Raw genomic sequence first — 16,228 nt, forward strand, 5'->3', positions numbered from 1 at the left:
AGCGGGCCGGCGAATGGCTCATCTACCGAGGCACCGGAGAACCGCACACCGGCATCGACATGCTGCCGGAACCGCCGCCGTGGCGGGACTTCGACGGCGCGCCGCTGGTCGAGCAGGGCCCCGGCCCCGACAGCTCCTCGGCGCGCAGGCTCGGCGCCTACCGGCACATGGCAGAACTGCACCGTCCCAGCCCCGAGGAGCTGGAGATGGTCAACGCGGCGCTGTACCTGCGTCGTCCGCTGCTCGTCACCGGCAGCCCCGGCACCGGCAAGAGCACCCTGGCGCACGCCGTCGCGTACGAACTCGGCCTCGGCCGGGTGCTGCACTGGCCGATCGTCAGCCGCAGCGCCCTGCAGGACGGCCTGTACCGGTACGACGCGATCGCCCGGCTGCAGGACACCCAGATCGCCGCCAACTCCGGCACCGCGCCGCCCGGCGGCATCGGCAGCTACATCAGGCTCGGGCCGCTCGGCACCGCGCTGCTGCCCACCGCCCGGCCCCGGGTGCTGCTCATCGACGAGCTGGACAAGAGCGACATCGACCTGCCGAACGACCTGCTGAACGTGATGGAGGAGGGCGAGTTCGGCATCCCCGAACTGGAACGGCTCGCCGAACGCGAGCCCCAGGTCGACGTGATGACCGACGACGGCAGCCGGGTCGCGCTGCGCGAGGGCCGCATCCGCTGCCGCGCCTTCCCGTTCGTCGTCCTCACCAGCAACGGCGAACGCGACTTCCCCGCGCCGCTGCTGCGCCGCTGCATCCACCTGGAGCTGGGCCGCCCCGACCACGAGCGGCTGTCCACCGTGGTGCGCGCCCACCTCGGCGAGGAGGCCGCCACCATCGGCGACGACCTCGTCCAGCGGTTCCTCGAGCGCTCCCGCAGCGAACTGCTCGCCACCGACCAGCTGTTGAACGCCCTCTACCTCACCCACCACGCCGCCCCGCCCACCCGCTCCCGGCTGGCCGACATGCTCATCCAGCGGCTCGACCGGCCCAGGTGAGGCGGCCATGGCCGAGCAGTCCGGAGCGTCCCCCGACCCACAGCCGACCACCCGGGGGCCCGAGAGCCCCGGCGGGCCGGCGCGGAGCGCCGACGGACTCGCCGAGGTCGTCGGCGCGCTGAGCCGCGCCGGTCTCGACCCCGCCCCGGACGAACTCGCCGACGCCCTGTGGCTGGCCCGCTGGTCGCGGCCGACCGCCCCCGCCGGCGCCGCCGCACAGACCGGCGGCGCCGCGGGCGGCACCGACCCGGCGCCGCCCGGCCCCGGCTACCTGCGGCCGGGCAAGGGCGACACGGACGGCGCCGGCGCCCGCCTGGTGCCGCCCGCCACGCCGCCGCCGCCGGAGCGCACCGTCAGCCTCTACCCGGGCGCCGCGGGCGCCGGCGGCGGCCGCTCGCTGACCGGCGCGGTCGCCCTCGGGGTCGCCGTGCCGGAGGCGGCCGCGCTGCCCGGCCTGCTCGAACTGCAGTCCGCACTGCGGCCACTGCAGCGCTTCCGGAGCCCGGGACGGCCCCGCAGGGCGGACCTCGACGAGGCCGCGACCGCCGAAAGGACCGCGCGCGCCGGCGGGTTGCTGCTCCCCGTCTTCCGCCCCGACAGCCGGGCCGACGCGTCGATGCAGCTGCTGATGGACGCCTCCTCGTCGATGTTCGTGTGGGAGCGGATGCTGCGCGAACTCGCCGGTGTCTTCGAACGCCTCGGCGCCTTCCGCGAGGTGCAGGTGCACTACCTGCACGACACGCCCACCGGCGAGCTGGCGGTCAGCGGCCGGTTCGACCCCGACCGGGCCGGGCTGCGCTCAGCCGAGCAGCTCAACGACCCCTCCGGCGGCCGCGTCACCGTACTGGTCAGCGACTGCGTCGGCCCGCTGTGGCGCAGCGGCCGCGCCCACCGGCTGCTGTACCGGCTGGCCCGGCACGGCCCCGTCGCGGTGCTCCAGCCGCTGCCCGCCCGGCTGTGGAACCGCACCCGGCTGCCCGTCTCCTACGGGGTGCTGCGCCGCCCCGAGGGACTGGTGCACGCCGCGCCGCTGCGCTTCGCCGAAGGCGCCGCGGGCTACGCCGCGGAACCCGACGCGCTGCCGGTGCCCGTGATGCCGCCCACCGCGCAGGCGCTCGGCGCCTGGGCGCGGCTGCTGGCCGGCTCCGGCGCCGGCCAGGCGCCCGCCGCCGTCGGCTGGGTGCGCGCCGACCAGCCCGCGACGCCGACCGCGCCGCGGCACACCACCGTGCCGGTGCCCGCCCTGGTCGGCCGGTTCCGCTCCGCCGCCTCGCCCGCCGCCGCCCAGCTCGCCGTCCACCTCGCCGCCGCGCCGCTCTTCCTGCCGGTCATGCAACTCGTCCAGCGCACCATGCTGCCCGACTCCGGGCCCGCGGAACTCGCCGAAGTGCTGCTCAGCGGGCTGGTGGTGCGCGCCCAGGACGGCCACAAGGACGACCACCGCTGGTACCGCTTCGCCGACGGCGTGCGCGACGTGCTGCTCGGCTCGCTCGGCCGCGACGAGGCGCTGCTGGTGCTCAAGCACTGCTCGGAGTACGTGGAGCAGCGGTTCGGCAAGAGCGGGCCCAACTTCCCCGCGCTGGCGATCACCCAGCTCACCGAGGGCCCGGGCGACCGCATCTCCGACGCGGCGGTGCGCACCGCGGTCCAGGAGGCGGCCCGCGCCTCAGGACTGCGCGAGGGCGCCCGCGACGACGCGCCGGGCGGCGTCGTCACCGAGTCGCCGCAGCCCTTCGCCGAAGTCGCCGCGCGGGTCCTGGAGCGCTTCATGCCGCTGCCGCCGGACGGCAGCAGGACCGTCGGCGTCGCCGCGCAGCCGTCCCACGTGGTCCGGCAGGCCCGCGACCTCGCCGCCCGCTTCGCCGACGAGGGCATGGTCCAGAACCTGCTGGACGCCGTGCAGATGCTCCGCAGAGCGGCCGCCCAGGAGCGGGTGCACGGCCTCGACGCCGAACTGTGGACCGAACTCGCCCAGCAGCTCATCACCCTGTGGCGGCTGCGCGGCAGCGCCGAACTGCTCCGCGAGGCGCAGGAGGCCGCCGAGACCGCCGCCGCGCACCCCGGCTCGGTGTCCGCCCGCGCGGTCCGCGCCCGGGTCTACCAGGCCGCCGCCGAGGACCGGGCGCAGGCCGGTGACACGCGCGCCGCGCTGGAGCTGCTGCGGCGCGCCGACCGGGAGTTCACCGCGGTGTGCGCCGCCCCCGGCCTCGAACCCTCCGCCGTGCTCGACGCCACCCTGGAGCGGGTCCGGGTGCTCGAGGACGAATGGCAGCTCAGCGGCGACGCCGGGCTGCTCCAGGAGACCGTCGGCATGCTGGAGGCGTTCGCCGACTCCTGGCCGGCCGCCCACCCGCGCCCCTCCGGGCTGCCGCTGGCCCACGGCCGGGCGCTGCTGCGGCTCGCCGAGGCGGCCCGCGGCCGCGAGCAGGAGCACGTGTACGCGCAGCAGGCCGCGTCCTCCTTCGGCCAGGGCCTGCACGCGCTCCAGGGCGAGTCCGCCCCGCCGGAGCAGCGGATCGCCGCGACGCTGTCCCTGGTGGACTCGCTGCTGCGGGCCGGCGGGCGGCTCGCCGAGGCGCAGGAGCTGGTGGACCGGGCCCTCGGCGAGGTCAGGGACCGGCTGCTGCGCGCCGCGATACTCCTGCGGGCCGGCCGCATCCGGGTGGCCCGCCACACCGAGGGCGGCCGCCCCGGCGAACTCGAGGCGGCGGCCGGCCGGTTCGCCGAAGCGTGCCGGCTCACCCAGCGCGACCGCAGCGAGTACCCCGACATGGTCGCCGAATGGGGCCAGTCGCTGCTGGAGCGCGCCGCGCTCCCCGGCGGCGAGACCTTCGTCAACGCCGCCGTCCGGGTCCTGCGCGAGTGCCGCATGGAGACCCCCGAGAGCGACCCGCTGCTGCCCGAACGGCTGCTGATGCTCGGCCGCGCCCTCGTCCTGCGCTACCGCGCCGAGCTGGACCTCGTCGACCTGCGCGAGGCCGAGCACGTCCTCGGCCTCGCGGTGCCGCCCACCGAGGACCCGGCCCGGCTCGCCAGGATCTGGTACGAGCTGGGCGAGTCCCACCGCTACGGCCACGCCCACGCCCGCCGGCCGGAATGGCTCGACCAGGCCGCCGACGCCTACCGCAGGGCCGCGGAGTTCGCCGACGCGGCGGCCCGCGAGATGGCGGAATCGGTGCCCATGGTGCGGCTGTCGGCCCTGGCGCATCATTGGCGGGGCGTCGTCTACGAGTCCGCGCGCCGCCCCCGGGCGGCCGCGGGCGCGTACCGGGCGGCCCTGGCCGAGTGGCGGAAGCTCCCGCCCGACGGCCCGGACGCCGAGGACGCCGAGGGCTCCGCGGAACGCCTGGCCGCCCTGTCCGAACGCGGCTGACCACCAGGACCACGAGAGCGGAGGCATGTGATGGAACAGCACCCCCACGGCGCGTCCGAGCACGAGGACCCGGCCGCCGACCCGGCCGCGGACCCGCCGGACCCGGACCTCCAGGCGATGGACCTGGAAACCCTGCGCACCGTCAGCCACCCGGTGCTCGCGGCCCTCATCGCCGACCTCCGCGCCCGCGTCGCCGCCCCGGGCAGCGAAGCGCTCTGGGGCTTCGACAACTCCATGTGAACGCGGGCGGGCCCCGGTGCCGTCGGCTCGCCTCCGGGCCCTGGTGACCGGTGTCGACCGTCGACCATGCTCGGTCCCTCGTTCCTCGGGACCTCCGCGTGGTCTCCTTCTCGACACCGGCGGGCCCTTCGGCTCGCCGCCCTGTGCCGTCGCCTCGCCTCCGGGCCCTGGTGACCGGTGTCGACCGTCGACCATGCTCGGTCCCTCGTTCCTCGGGACCTCCGCGTGGTCTCCGGGGGCGGGCGAAGGGCCTGGCCGCAGGCCCCGCTTTCTTCCAGAACGTCGGGTAAGCACGCCATAACCGGCCAATCCGGCGCCGCCGGGTTTGCCCGCGGTGACCGGGCGGGAACAACCGCGGGAGCCGACGGGCGGCCCGCCTGCGGGCCGGCCCGCACGACGCGGAGGGGGACGGGGTGCAGCTGGCGCGCGCACACACGGGTGGCGGCGCTGCCGTACGCCCCAGTCCGATCCGGCAGTTCGTCCTCAAGACGCACAGCCGCTGCAACCTCGCCTGCACGTACTGCTACCTGTACGCCGGCCCTGACCACACCTGGCGGGAGCGGCCGCGGACGCCGGCCGGCGCGGTCGTGCGGCGCACCGCGCGGCGCATCGCGGAGCACGCCGCCGCGCACCGGCTGCCGGAGGTCGCGGTGGTGCTGCACGGCGGCGAGCCGCTGCTCGCCGGGGCGCAACGGCTGGCCGCGCAGGTGGCGGCGGTGCGCGCCGAACTGCCGGACGGCTGCACCCTGCACGCGAGCGTCCAGACCAACGCCACGCTGCTCGACCGCGAGGCGGTGGCGACGCTGCGCGAGGCGGGCGTCAGGGTCGGGGTGAGCCTGGACGGCGGGGCGGCGGCGCACAACCGGGAGCGGGTGGACCACGCGGGCCGCCCCTCGTGGCCGGCCGCGTCCGCCGGGCTCCGGGTGCTCGCCGACACCGCGCCGGAGCTGTACGCGGGCGTGCTGTGCGTGGTGGACCCGCGGCACGACCCCGTCGAGGTGTACGACTCGCTGCTGGCGCTGCGGCCGCCCGCGATCGACCTGCTGCTGCCGCACGGCAACTGGTCGGCGCCGCCGCCCGGACTGCCCGCGCCGGCCGACGACCCGGCGCCGTACGGCCGCTGGCTGACCGCGGTCTTCGACCGCTGGTGGGACGCGGCCCGCCGGGACACCCGGATCCGGCTGTTCGAGGAGTGCGTGGCGCTGCTGCTGGGCGTGCCGGCCGCGACCGAGCGGCTGGGACTGCAGCCGTTCACCGCGGTGGTGGTGGAGACCGACGGCTCCATCGAGCAGGTCGACTCGCTGAAGTCCGCCTACGAGGGCGCCGCCGCGACCGGCCTCGACGTGTTCCACGACAGCTTCGACGACGTCCTCGCGCACCCCGGGATCGCCGCCCGGCAGGGCGGCCTGGCCGCGCTCGCCGCGACCTGCCGGGCCTGCCCGCTGGTCGGGGTGTGCGGCGGCGGCCACTACGCGCACCGCTACCGCGCACCGGCCGGTTTCGGCCATCCGTCGGTGTACTGCGCCGACCTCGCCCACCTCATCCGCCACATCGGCGCCCGCCTGGCCGCGGCAGCCGCCACCGCGACGGCCACCGCCACCGCGGGCCGCGCCGACGTTCCCCGGGAGAACCACCGGTGAATCCGACTGCCACCGCCTCCGACCCGCTGGACCGCCTGCTGCCGTCGCTCGGCCGTACCGGCGCCGCCCCCGCCGCGCTCGCCCTGCTCGTCGCGCACCAGCGCGACCGGCGGCTGCTGACGCTGCGGGCGCTGCTCGACGCGGTGCGCGGCGCGCCGCCCGGCTCGCTGCCGGAGGGCGCCGCCGAGCGGGTGCTGGCGGACTGGCGGCTGCTGGAGGACGCCGAGCGCGCGGACCGGGACGCCGCCCGCCGGGTGGTGCAGTACTCGCTCGTCGGCGCCTGGGCCGAGCACTGCCTGCGGGCGCTCGTCCGGCCGGGGCAGGCCGGGCAGGCCGCCGCCGACCTGCCCTACCTCGGCGCCATCGCCGCGGCCGCGGCCGCCCGCGCCGGAACGCGCTTCGAGGCCGCGGTGCCGGTGCGCACCGGCGGCGTCGTGACGCTGCCGACCCTCGGCCGGTACGTGCCCCCCGCGGGCTCCCAGGGGCCGGCCGGCCCGGCCGGCCACCGGATACGGGTGACCGGCGACGGCGGCCGGCTGCTGCTGCACCTCGACGCGCGCTTCACCGCGTACGGCCGCACCCCGCTGGCGGACGCCACCGCCGGCGCCCCCGCAGGCGCCGCCGCGGCCGGCACCGTCCGCGGCGACCGGGACGCCCGCTACGCCCGCGCCGAGGCCGCCCTGCGGGTGCTGCGCCCGCCCGCCTCGCGCACCGTGGAGATCCGCCGCGGGCCGGACGGCGTGTGGCGGTCCGCCGCCGCGGGCTGGCGGCCGGTGCGGGCGCTGCGCGCCGCCGGAAGCACCCCGGTGCTGCTCGACGACGCCGACCCGTACCGCGACGACGAGGCGCACGCGGGCCCGTACGCGCTGGCCGCCCTCGACGGCCTCGACGCGGGCGCCCACGCCCTGTGGCGCACCGCCTGGCAGGACGCCCAGCCGTGGCTGCGGCTCGGCGACGGCAGCCGGGCCCGCGAGGCCGACCTGCTGCTCGACGCGTTCGTGCCGCTCGGCGGCTCGCCGACCGCGCAGTGCAGCGCCACCAAGCGCGACGCCTTCGGCGCGCTGCTGACCACCACGCCGCGCAACGGCCTGGAGCTCGCCGCGACCCTCGTCCACGAACTCCAGCACGCCAAGCTGCTGGCCCTGTCCGGGCTGACGCCGCTGCACACCGCGGGCGACCAGGCCGCGTACTGGGCGCCCTGGCGGCGCGACCCGCGGCCGTTCGACGGGCTGTTCCAGGGCGCGTACGCCCATCTGGCGCTGGCCGACTTCCACCTCGCGGTGGCGCTGGCCACCGCGGACCCGGCGGTCCGCGACAGCGCGTGGGCCGACCACTGCCGCTGCCGCCAGCAGGTCGCGGCCGCGCTGCCGCAGATGCGCGGCTCCAGCCGGCTCACCGCGCACGGCCGGGTGCTGGTCGACGCGATGGCCGCGCACCACGCCCGGCTGGCCGAGCAGCGTCCGCCGGCCGGTCACCTGGCCCGCGCGACCGCCTACGTGGAGACGGCCCGGGCCCTGTGGCACAAGGGAAACGGACGGTGAGGGTCCGCGCCGGGCGCCGCGGGGAACCGGCCGCGGACTGCTGTGAGCAGGCGGAAACCACCCGGCGAAACGTGTGACCGTGCGTCAGCGGGGGATCAACCAGTGTAGTTTCGGGCGCAGTCACCTGTGAGGGTGCGTCAGTACCGATAGGCGTTGTCAGGCGAGGGAGTCGGTCGAATGGCCGGAGGGCGGAACACCGCGGCGGCGGCATCCGGGCGGGGGCCCGTGACCATCAGCTTCGCGGGGTACAACCGCGCCTGGGCGGCATGGATCGGGCACCGGCTGGAACGCCAGGGCCACCAGGTGTCCCTGCAGCGCTGGGACCTCAACCCCGGTGACACCATCGAGCAGGGCTACAGCGACCTGCTGCTCTCCGAGGGCCGCGTCCTGGTGGTGCTCAGCGAGTGGTACTTCCGGCTGGGCAACCGCAGCCACGAGGAGTGGAACGCGGCGCTGCGGACCGTCGTGCCGGCCAACGCCGAGCGGTTCGCCGCGGTGTCCGTGACGCCCGCCGCACTGCCCTCCGCGGTCGCCTCCATGGGCGCCGCCGACCTGTGGGGCCTGGGCGCCGCCGAAGCCGAGCGCCGCCTGCTGTCCCGGCTCGGCACCGCGCCCGGCGCCGCGGGCACCGCCGCCGGCCGTACCGGCGCCGGGTCCGACACCCTCGGCGGCACCGGCGGCCCCCGCTTCCCGCTGGAGCAGCCCGCCGTGTGGGGCGGCGTACCGCGCCGCAACACCCGCTTCACCGGCCGCGAACAGCTCCTCGGCGAACTGCACCAGCAGCTCCTGCAGGCCGAGCCCGGCGCGGGCGTGGCCACCCTGCACGGCCTGTCCGGCGTCGGCAAGACCCACATCGCCACCGAGTACGTCTACCGGTTCGGCCCGGAGTACGACGCGGTGTGGTGGGTGCGCGCCAGCGAGCGCGGCACGCTGCGCGAGAAGCTGGCCGGACTCGCCCCCGCCCTCGGCCTGGTCACCGGCCGCGAGTACGGCGAGCGGCTGCGCGCGGTGCGCGACGCGCTGCGCCGCGGCGAGCCGTACTTCCGCTGGCTGGTCGTGCTCGACGGCGCCGACCAGCCCGAGGACGTCCACGACCTGGTGCCCACCGGACCCGGCCACGTGCTGATCACCTCCCAGAACCGCGACTGGGGCGAGCACAACAGCTCCCTGATCGAGGTGCGGGTCTACGACCGCGAGGAGTCGGTGGCCTTCATCCGCCGCCGCGCCCCCCGGCTCGACGACGACGACGCGGACAAGCTCGCCGACGCCCTCGGCGACCTCGCGCTGGCCCTGGACCAGAACGCCGGAGCGCTCAACGACTCGACCATGCCGATCGACGACTACATCGAGCTGCTCCAGCGCGGCGCGGACGTCGAGCCGGGCCTGAAGGTCGCCGCCGACTTCCAGATGACCTACTACACCGCCTTCTCGATACTGCTGAACCGGCTGCGCGAGGACAAGCCGGAGGCCGTCGACCTGCTGCGGCTGTGCGTGTTCTTCGCGCCCGGCCCGATCCCGGTGCGGCTGCTGCGCGACCTGCCGATCCGCGACGTGCCGGAACAGCTGACCCTGCTGCTCGACGACCCGCTGCTGTGGAACGCGGCGATCAGCAAGCTCACCCAGTGGTCGGTCATCCAGTCCGACCCGCAGGAGATCATCTCCGAGGAGACACCCGGCTCCACCGAGGTCGTCCAGATGCACCGGCTGGTCTACCAGGCGGTCCGCGCGGACATGCCCGCCGAGGAGCACAGCACGTACTCCCGGGTGGTCCGCAAGCTGCTGGCCGCCGCCGACCCCGGCCGCCCCACCGACACCCGGCTGTGGCCGCGCTACGCCGAGATCGTCCCGCACCTGGAGGCGTCCGGCGCGCTGGAGAGCACCAACCCCGAGATCCAGCTGATGGTGCTCAACTGCCTCAACTACCTCTACCTGTCCGGCGAGTACCGCACCGGCCTGCGGATCGCCGCGGCCACCGCGAGCCGCTGGGCCGAGGTGCTGGAACCCGGCGACCCCCGCCACTCCGACCTCGCCCACCACCAGGCCAACCTGATGCGGGCCACCGGCGACTACACCGCCACCGAGGAGCTGGACCGCAGCGTCTACGAGCGGCTCCGCGCCGAACGCGGCCCCGACGACCTGCTCTCCATCCGGGTGGCCGGCAGCCTCTCCGCCGACCTGCGCGCCCTCGGCCGCTACGAGGAGGCGCTGGAGCTGGCGACGTCCACTCGCGACGCCTACGCCCGGCTGGTGGGGGAGAACGACTTCCGCACCCTGAACTCCCAGAACAACCGGGCGATCGCACTGCGCCTGCTGGGCCGCTACAACGACGCGCTGGCGCTGGACCAGCAGACGATGGAGTCGCGGCGCGAGGCGTTCCGGGACCGGAACAACTGGACGCTCAGCTCGGAGAACCACTTCGCGCTCGACCTGCGCCTGGTCGGCCGCTACGACGAGGCGACCTCGGTCCAGGAGCGCAACAGCGAGATCCACCGCACCGTGATGGGCGCCGACAACCCCCAGACGCTGCGCTCCGAGCACAATCTCGGCCTGTGCTACCACCGCGGCGGCGACCGGCCGCGGGCCGCACTGGTGATGGGCCGGCTGCTGGAGCGCTGCCAGCGGCTGCTCGGCGACACCGACCCGCTGACCGTCCGTGTCGCGGTCACGCTGTCCACCTTCGAGCGCGAGCACGGCGACCTCGACCGGGCGCGCGACCTCGGTGAGTTCGCCCTGCACCACTACCGCGGCCAGTTCGGGGAGGCCCACCCGTACACGGCGGGCGCGCTCGCCAACCACGGGCTGCTGCTGCGGGCCGCGGGCGAACGCCAGCAGTCGCAGCTCCAGGTGGAGGCCGCGCTCATCGCGATGACGACCGCGCTCGGCCCCGACCACCCCTGGTCGCTGGCCTGCGCGCTGAACGCGGCGGCCGCCCGGAACTTCGCCGGCGACCCGGAGAACGCCGCCGAGCTGAGCCGGGCCACCGCTGACGCGGCCGCCGCCGAGCTGGGCCGGCACCACCCGCTCACCCTGTCCTGCCGGATCGCCCTCGCCACCGACCTGCGGAACCTGCGCAAGCGGCAGGAGGCCGACAAGATCGAGGAGGAGGCCCTCGCGGCGCTGGCCGCGACCCTCGGTCCGCAGCACCCGCACACCGTCTCGGCCCGCTCCCGGAACCGCCCGTACTGGGACTTCGAGCCGTTCACGACCTGAGACCCCTCCCACCACACGGCAGCCCGGGGCCCGTACCTCGCGGTACGGGCCCCGGGCTGCCGGTCGCTGTCACGTGCCGCGGGGCGCGGCGGGCGGTCAGACCTCGAAGACCTCGCTGACCAGCTGCTCCTGCTGCGCCTGGTGGCGCTTGGCGGAGCCCACCGCGGGGGAGGACGAGGCCGGGCGGGACACCCGGCGGAGCCGGTCCGCGTTGTCCGGGGCGGCGCCGAGCACCAGGTCGAGGTGGTCGATCAGGTTGAGCGCGATGAACGGCCACGCGCCCTGGTTGGCCGGCTCCTCCTGGGCCCAGACGAACTTCTGCGCCTTGGTGTACGGGGCCAGCGCCGCCTGGATCTCGGCGCCCGGCAGCGGGTACAGCCGCTCGATGCGCAGGATCGCCACGTCCTGCGCGCCGCGCTTGTCCCGCTCGGCGATCAGGTCGTAGTAGACCTTGCCGGTGCAGAAGACGACCTTGCGGACCGCGTCCGGCTGCACCGCCGTGTCGCCGATGACCGGCTGGAACTGTCCGGTGGTGAAGTCCTCGGCCTTGGAGGCCGCGGCCTTCAGCCGGAGCATCGACTTCGGGGTGAAGACGATCAGCGGCTTGTGGTGCGGGTTGTGCACCTGCCAGCGCAGCAGGTGGAAGTAGTTCGCCGGGGTGGTCGGGAACGCCACCGTCATGTTGTTCTGCGCGCACAGCTGGAGGTAGCGCTCGATCCGGGCCGAGGAGTGGTCCGGGCCCTGGCCCTCGTAGCCGTGCGGCAGCAGCAGCGTGACGCCGGAGGTCTGGCCCCACTTCTGCTCGGCAGCCGAGATGTACTCGTCGATGATCGAGGAGGCGCCGTTGGCGAAGTCGCCGAACTGGGCCTCCCACATCACCAGCGACTCCGGCCGGGCCAGCGAGTAGCCGTACTCGAAGCCCATCGCCGCGTACTCGCTGAGCAGCGAGTCGTAGACGTTGTAGCGGGCCTGGTCCTCGGACAGGTAGAGCAGCGGGGTGTAGTCCTCGCCGGTGACCCGGTCGATGAGCACCGCGTGCCGCTGGCCGAAGGTGCCGCGTCGGGAGTCCTGTCCGGCGAGCCGGACCGGGGTGCCCTCCAGCAGCAGCGAACCGATGGCGAGGGTCTCGCCCATGCCCCAGTCGATGGTGCCGTCCTCGACCATCGCCGCGCGGCGCTGCAGCTGCGGCAGCAGCCGCGGGTGCACCGTGACGTGCTCGGGGATGTTGACCTGCGAGGCGGCGATCCGCTTGACGACCTCGCTGCTCACCGCGGTCGGCACGGCGACCGGGAACTGCGGCTGGTTGTCCTGGCTCGGCTCCTCGGCCGGCGCCGCGACCGCCTCGCGGACCTCGGTGAACACCTTCTCCAGCTGGCCCTGGTAGTCCTGCAGGGCCTGCTCGGCCTCCTCCAGGGTGATGTCGCCACGGCCGATCAGCGACTCGGTGTAGAGCTTGCGCACCGACCGCTTCTTGTCGATCAGGTCGTACATCAGCGGCTGGGTGAAGGCCGGGTTGTCCGACTCGTTGTGGCCGCGGCGGCGGTAGCAGATCAGGTCGATCACGACGTCCTTGTTGAACGCCTGCCGGAACTCGAAGGCGAGCCGCGCCACGCGGACCACGGCCTCCGGGTCGTCGCCGTTGACGTGGAAGATCGGCGCCTCGATCATCCGGGCCACGTCGGTGCTGTACATCGAGGAGCGCGCCGACTCCGGGGCGGCGGTGAAGCCGACCTGGTTGTTGATCACCACGTGCACGGTGCCGCCGGTGCGGTAGCCGCGCAGCTGCGACATGTTGAGCGTCTCGGCCACCACGCCCTGGCCGGCGAAGGCCGCGTCGCCGTGCAGTGCGACGGGCAGCACCGTGAAGTCGGTGCCGGCCTTGTTGATCACGTCCTGCTTGGCGCGGGCGATGCCCTCGATGACCGGGTCGACGGTCTCCAGGTGCGAGGGGTTCGCGGCCAGCGAGACGCTGATCTGCTCGCCGTCCAGGCCGGTGAAGGTGCCCTCGGCGCCCAGGTGGTACTTCACGTCGCCGGAGCCGTGCATCGACTTCGGGTCGAGGTTGCCCTCGAACTCGCGGAAGATCTGCGCGTAGGACTTGCCGACGATGTTCGCCAGCACGTTCAGCCGGCCGCGGTGGGCCATGCCGACGATGACCTCGTCCAGCCGGGACTCGGCGGCCGCGTCCAGCACCGCGTCCAGCAGCGGGATGACGGACTCGCCGCCCTCCAGCGAGAACCGCTTCTGGCCGACGTACTTCGTCTGCAGGAAGGTCTCGAACGCCTCGGCGGCGTTCAGCCGGCGCAGGATGCGCAGCTGCTCCTCGCGCTCGGGCTTGGCGTGCGGGCGCTCGATGCGGTCCTGGATCCACTTGCGCTGCTTGGGGTCCTGGATGTGCATGAACTCCACGCCGACGGTCCGGCAGTACGAGTCGCGCAGCACGCCGAGGATGTCGCGCAGCTTCATCAGGGACTTGCCGGCGAAGCCGCCGACGGCGAACTCGCGCTCCAGGTCCCACAGGGTCAGCCCGTGTTCGAGCACGTCCAGGTCGGGGTGCTTGCGCTGGCGGTACTCCAGCGGGTCGGTGTCGGCCATCACGTGGCCGCGGACCCGGTAGGAGTGGATCAGCTCGAAGACCCGCGCGGCCTTGGTGACGTCGTCGTCGTGCGCGGTGTCGATGTCGGTGCGCCAGCGGACCGGCTCGTACGGGATGCGCAGCGCGGCGAAGATGTCGTCGAAGAAGTCGTTCTCGCCGAGCAGCAGCTGGTTCATGATCCGCAGGAACTCGCCGGAGGCGGCGCCCTGGATCACCCGGTGGTCGTAGGTGCTGGTCAGCGTCATGACCTTGGAGATGCCCAGCTTGTTCAGGGTGTCCTGCGAGGTGCCCTGGAACTCGGCCGGGTAGTCCATCGAGCCGACGCCGAGGATCATCGACTGGCCGGGCATCAGCCGCGGCACCGAGTGCACGGTGCCCAGGCCGCCGGGGTTGGTCAGCGACGCGGTGACGCCGCTGAAGTCGTCCATCGTCAGCTTGCCGTTGCGGGCGCGGCGCACGATGTCCTCGTAGGCCTGCCAGAACTCGAAGAAGTTCAGCGTCTCGGCCTTCTTGATGGCCGCGACGACCAGCTGGCGGTCGCCGTTGGGCTTCACCAGGTCGATGGCCAGGCCGAGGTTGACGTGGTCGGGCTTGACCAGCGTCGGCTTGCCGTCCTTCAGCGCGAAGGAGTGGTTCATCGTCGGCATGGCCTTCAGCGCCTGCACCATGGCGTAGCCGATGAGGTGCGTGAAGGAGACCTTGCCGCCGCGGGCGCGCTTGAGGTGGTTGTTGATGACGATGCGGTTGTCGAACAGCAGCTTCACCGGGATCGCCCGCACCGAGGTGGCGGTGGGCAGCTCCAGCGAGGCGTTCATGTTCTTGGCCACCGCGGCGGCCGGGCCGCGCAGCGTCACGTACTCGGTGGCGGCCGGCGCGGCCTGGGCCTGGGCCGCCGGGGCGGCCTTCGCGGGGGCTGCGGCGCCGTTCACCGCGGCGGGCGCGGCAGCGGCGGGGGCGGCCGGCGCGGCCGGGGCCTGGGCGGCGGGCGGCGGGGTCGGCGCCGCCGGGGCGGCGTCGGCAGCCGGTGCCGGGGCGGCAGGCGCCTGGGCCGCCGGGGCGGGGGCGGCCGGCTGCGGCGCGGGCGTGGGCGCGGCGGGAGCCGCGGCCAGCGGCTGCGCGGCGGGCGTCTCGCTCGCGCCCTGCGTCGCGCGCTTGGCGGCGCCGGAGGCTCCGCCCTGGCCGGCGGGGGCGGCCGGGGCGGCGGAGCCGTCCGGCTTGTAGTCGGCGAAGAAGTCCCACCAGGCTCGGTCGACCGAGTTCGGGTCCTGGAGGTACTGCTGGTAGATCTCGTCGACGAGCCACTCGTTCGGGCCGAAACCCGCTGCAGGGCCAGCGCCCTGGGCGTCGTGGTCCGTCGAGACACTGGAGCTATTGGGGGACTGTGGCGACACGGCGGTAACCGCCCTCTTCCGCTTCACAAGATGGTGGACAGCGGGAATACAGGCTACGCCTACCCGACCCCTTCCCGCAGGCCCGGGGCCCCCTCGTCGCGCACGTCACACCGCGAAAGCGGTTTCAGGGCGCTGTTTGGCGGGAATGGGGTCCCTCTTCAGGGTTGCGCCCTCCCCGGAAGAGTGACGTGGATGCGGCAGCCGCGCGGCGACTCGGCCACCTCGATCCGGCCGCCGTGCAGGTCCACCGCCCACCGCGCGATGGCCAGCCCCAGGCCCGTACCGCCGTCGCGGCCCGGGTGGGAGCCGCGGTGGAAGCGCTCGAAGACCCGTACCCGGTCCGCCTCGGCTATGCCGGGGCCCTCGTCCCGCACGTCCAGGTCCAGGCTGCCGGGGAAGGCGCCGCCGCGGGCCCGTACGGTGACCCGGCCGCCCGGCGGGCTGTGCTTGACGGCGTTGTCCACGAGGTTGGCGACCACCTGGTGCAGCCGCTCGCCGTCGGCGTAGGCGGTCAGCTCCGGCGGGGAGACGTCCAGGTGCAGGTGCACGTCGGCGCGCGAGCGGGAGCGCGACCCGGTCGCCTTGGAGCTCTCCATGCCCAGGCTCGCGGTCTTCAGCACCGCCGACAGGTACGGCCACACCTCGAACCGCTTGGCGTCCAGCCGCACCGCGCCGCTGTCCAGCCGGGACAGGTCGAGCAGCTGGCTGACGAGCTTGCCCAGCCGCTCGGTCTGCTGGAGGGCCAGCCGCATGGTCTCCGGGTCGGCCGCGGACACTCCGTCGACGACGTTCTCCAGCACCGCGCGCAGCGCCGCGATCGGCGTCTTCAGCTCGTGTGAGACATTCGCCACCAGCTCTTTCCTGTGCCGGTCGGAGGCGGCGAGGTCGGCGGCCATCCGGTTGAAGGTCTCGGCCAGCTCGCCGACCTCGTCCCGGCGCATCCGGCCCACCCGGCGGCTGTAGTCGCCCGCCGCCATCGCCCGCGCGACCGCCGTCATCTCACGGATCGGGGCGGTCAGCCCGGTCGCCATGATCTGCGTGACCAGCAGGCAGGCGATGATCGAGAAGATGGTGATCACCCGGATCTCGGTGGCCGAGTGGATGGCCACGATGACCAGCAGGGTGGTGATTCCGACGGAGAGCAGCACCAGCCCCTGCATCGCGGCCTTGATCGACCGGAACGGGTCCCAGGGGCGCAGCGCGTCCCACACCCGGCGCCACCATTTCGTCATGGCG

Annotated in this window: 8 protein-coding genes; 6 read left to right on the forward strand and 2 right to left on the reverse strand. The window is 74.7% G+C overall.

All coding sequences use genetic code 11. The features are described 5' to 3' along the window. The first annotated feature begins 59 nt into the window (after positions 1-59). The 6 genes from V2S66_RS14980 (at position 60) to fxsT (ending at position 11,005) form a co-directional block, all read left to right on the forward strand. Positions 60-1,001 carry an AAA family ATPase gene (locus tag V2S66_RS14980; protein WP_413966403.1) on the forward strand — a complete coding sequence of 314 codons (942 nt, stop codon included), beginning with the start codon at positions 60-62 and terminating at the stop codon, positions 999-1,001. 7 nt (positions 1,002-1,008) lie between these two features. Beyond that, on the forward strand, positions 1,009-4,374 hold the full coding sequence (locus tag V2S66_RS14985) for an SAV_2336 N-terminal domain-related protein (RefSeq protein WP_330795523.1): 3,366 nt from the start codon (positions 1,009-1,011) through the stop codon (positions 4,372-4,374). A gap of 30 nt (positions 4,375-4,404) precedes the next feature. Next, the gene (gene fxsA, locus V2S66_RS14990) at positions 4,405-4,614 is read left to right on the forward strand and encodes an FxSxx-COOH cyclophane-containing RiPP peptide (RefSeq protein WP_330795525.1); all 210 of its coding nucleotides are present in this window, start codon (positions 4,405-4,407) and stop codon (positions 4,612-4,614) included. 413 nt (positions 4,615-5,027) lie between these two features. Further along, positions 5,028-6,254: an FxsB family cyclophane-forming radical SAM/SPASM peptide maturase gene (locus tag V2S66_RS14995; protein WP_330795526.1), complete on the forward strand. Its 1,227-nt coding sequence runs from the start codon at positions 5,028-5,030 to the stop codon at positions 6,252-6,254. Then, positions 6,251-7,795, forward strand: coding sequence for an aKG-HExxH-type peptide beta-hydroxylase (locus V2S66_RS15000; protein ID WP_330795528.1), 1,545 nt, complete (start codon positions 6,251-6,253; stop codon positions 7,793-7,795). Before V2S66_RS14995 ends, V2S66_RS15000 begins: the two co-directional genes overlap by 4 nt. Positions 7,796-7,972: 177 nt before the next feature. Beyond that, complete coding sequence (gene fxsT, locus V2S66_RS15005) at positions 7,973-11,005, forward strand: FxSxx-COOH system tetratricopeptide repeat protein (protein WP_330795530.1); 3,033 nt, start codon at positions 7,973-7,975, stop codon at positions 11,003-11,005. 96 nt (positions 11,006-11,101) lie between these two features. Here fxsT and V2S66_RS15010 read toward each other — a convergent pair whose 3' ends face one another. Together V2S66_RS15010 and V2S66_RS15015 are read right to left on the reverse strand one after the other, a co-directional pair. Continuing rightward, positions 11,102-14,992, reverse strand: coding sequence for a multifunctional oxoglutarate decarboxylase/oxoglutarate dehydrogenase thiamine pyrophosphate-binding subunit/dihydrolipoyllysine-residue succinyltransferase subunit (locus V2S66_RS15010; protein ID WP_413966398.1), 3,891 nt, complete (start codon positions 14,990-14,992; stop codon positions 11,102-11,104). A 158-nt stretch (positions 14,993-15,150) separates the two neighbouring features. After that, positions 15,151-16,224, reverse strand: a complete 1,074-nt coding sequence (locus V2S66_RS15015) for a HAMP domain-containing sensor histidine kinase (protein ID WP_330795531.1) — start codon at positions 16,222-16,224, stop codon at positions 15,151-15,153. Positions 16,225-16,228 lie beyond the last annotated feature (4 nt).

Source organism: Actinacidiphila polyblastidii (assembly GCF_036353415.1).
GTDB lineage: Bacteria > Actinomycetota > Actinomycetes > Streptomycetales > Streptomycetaceae > Actinacidiphila > Actinacidiphila polyblastidii.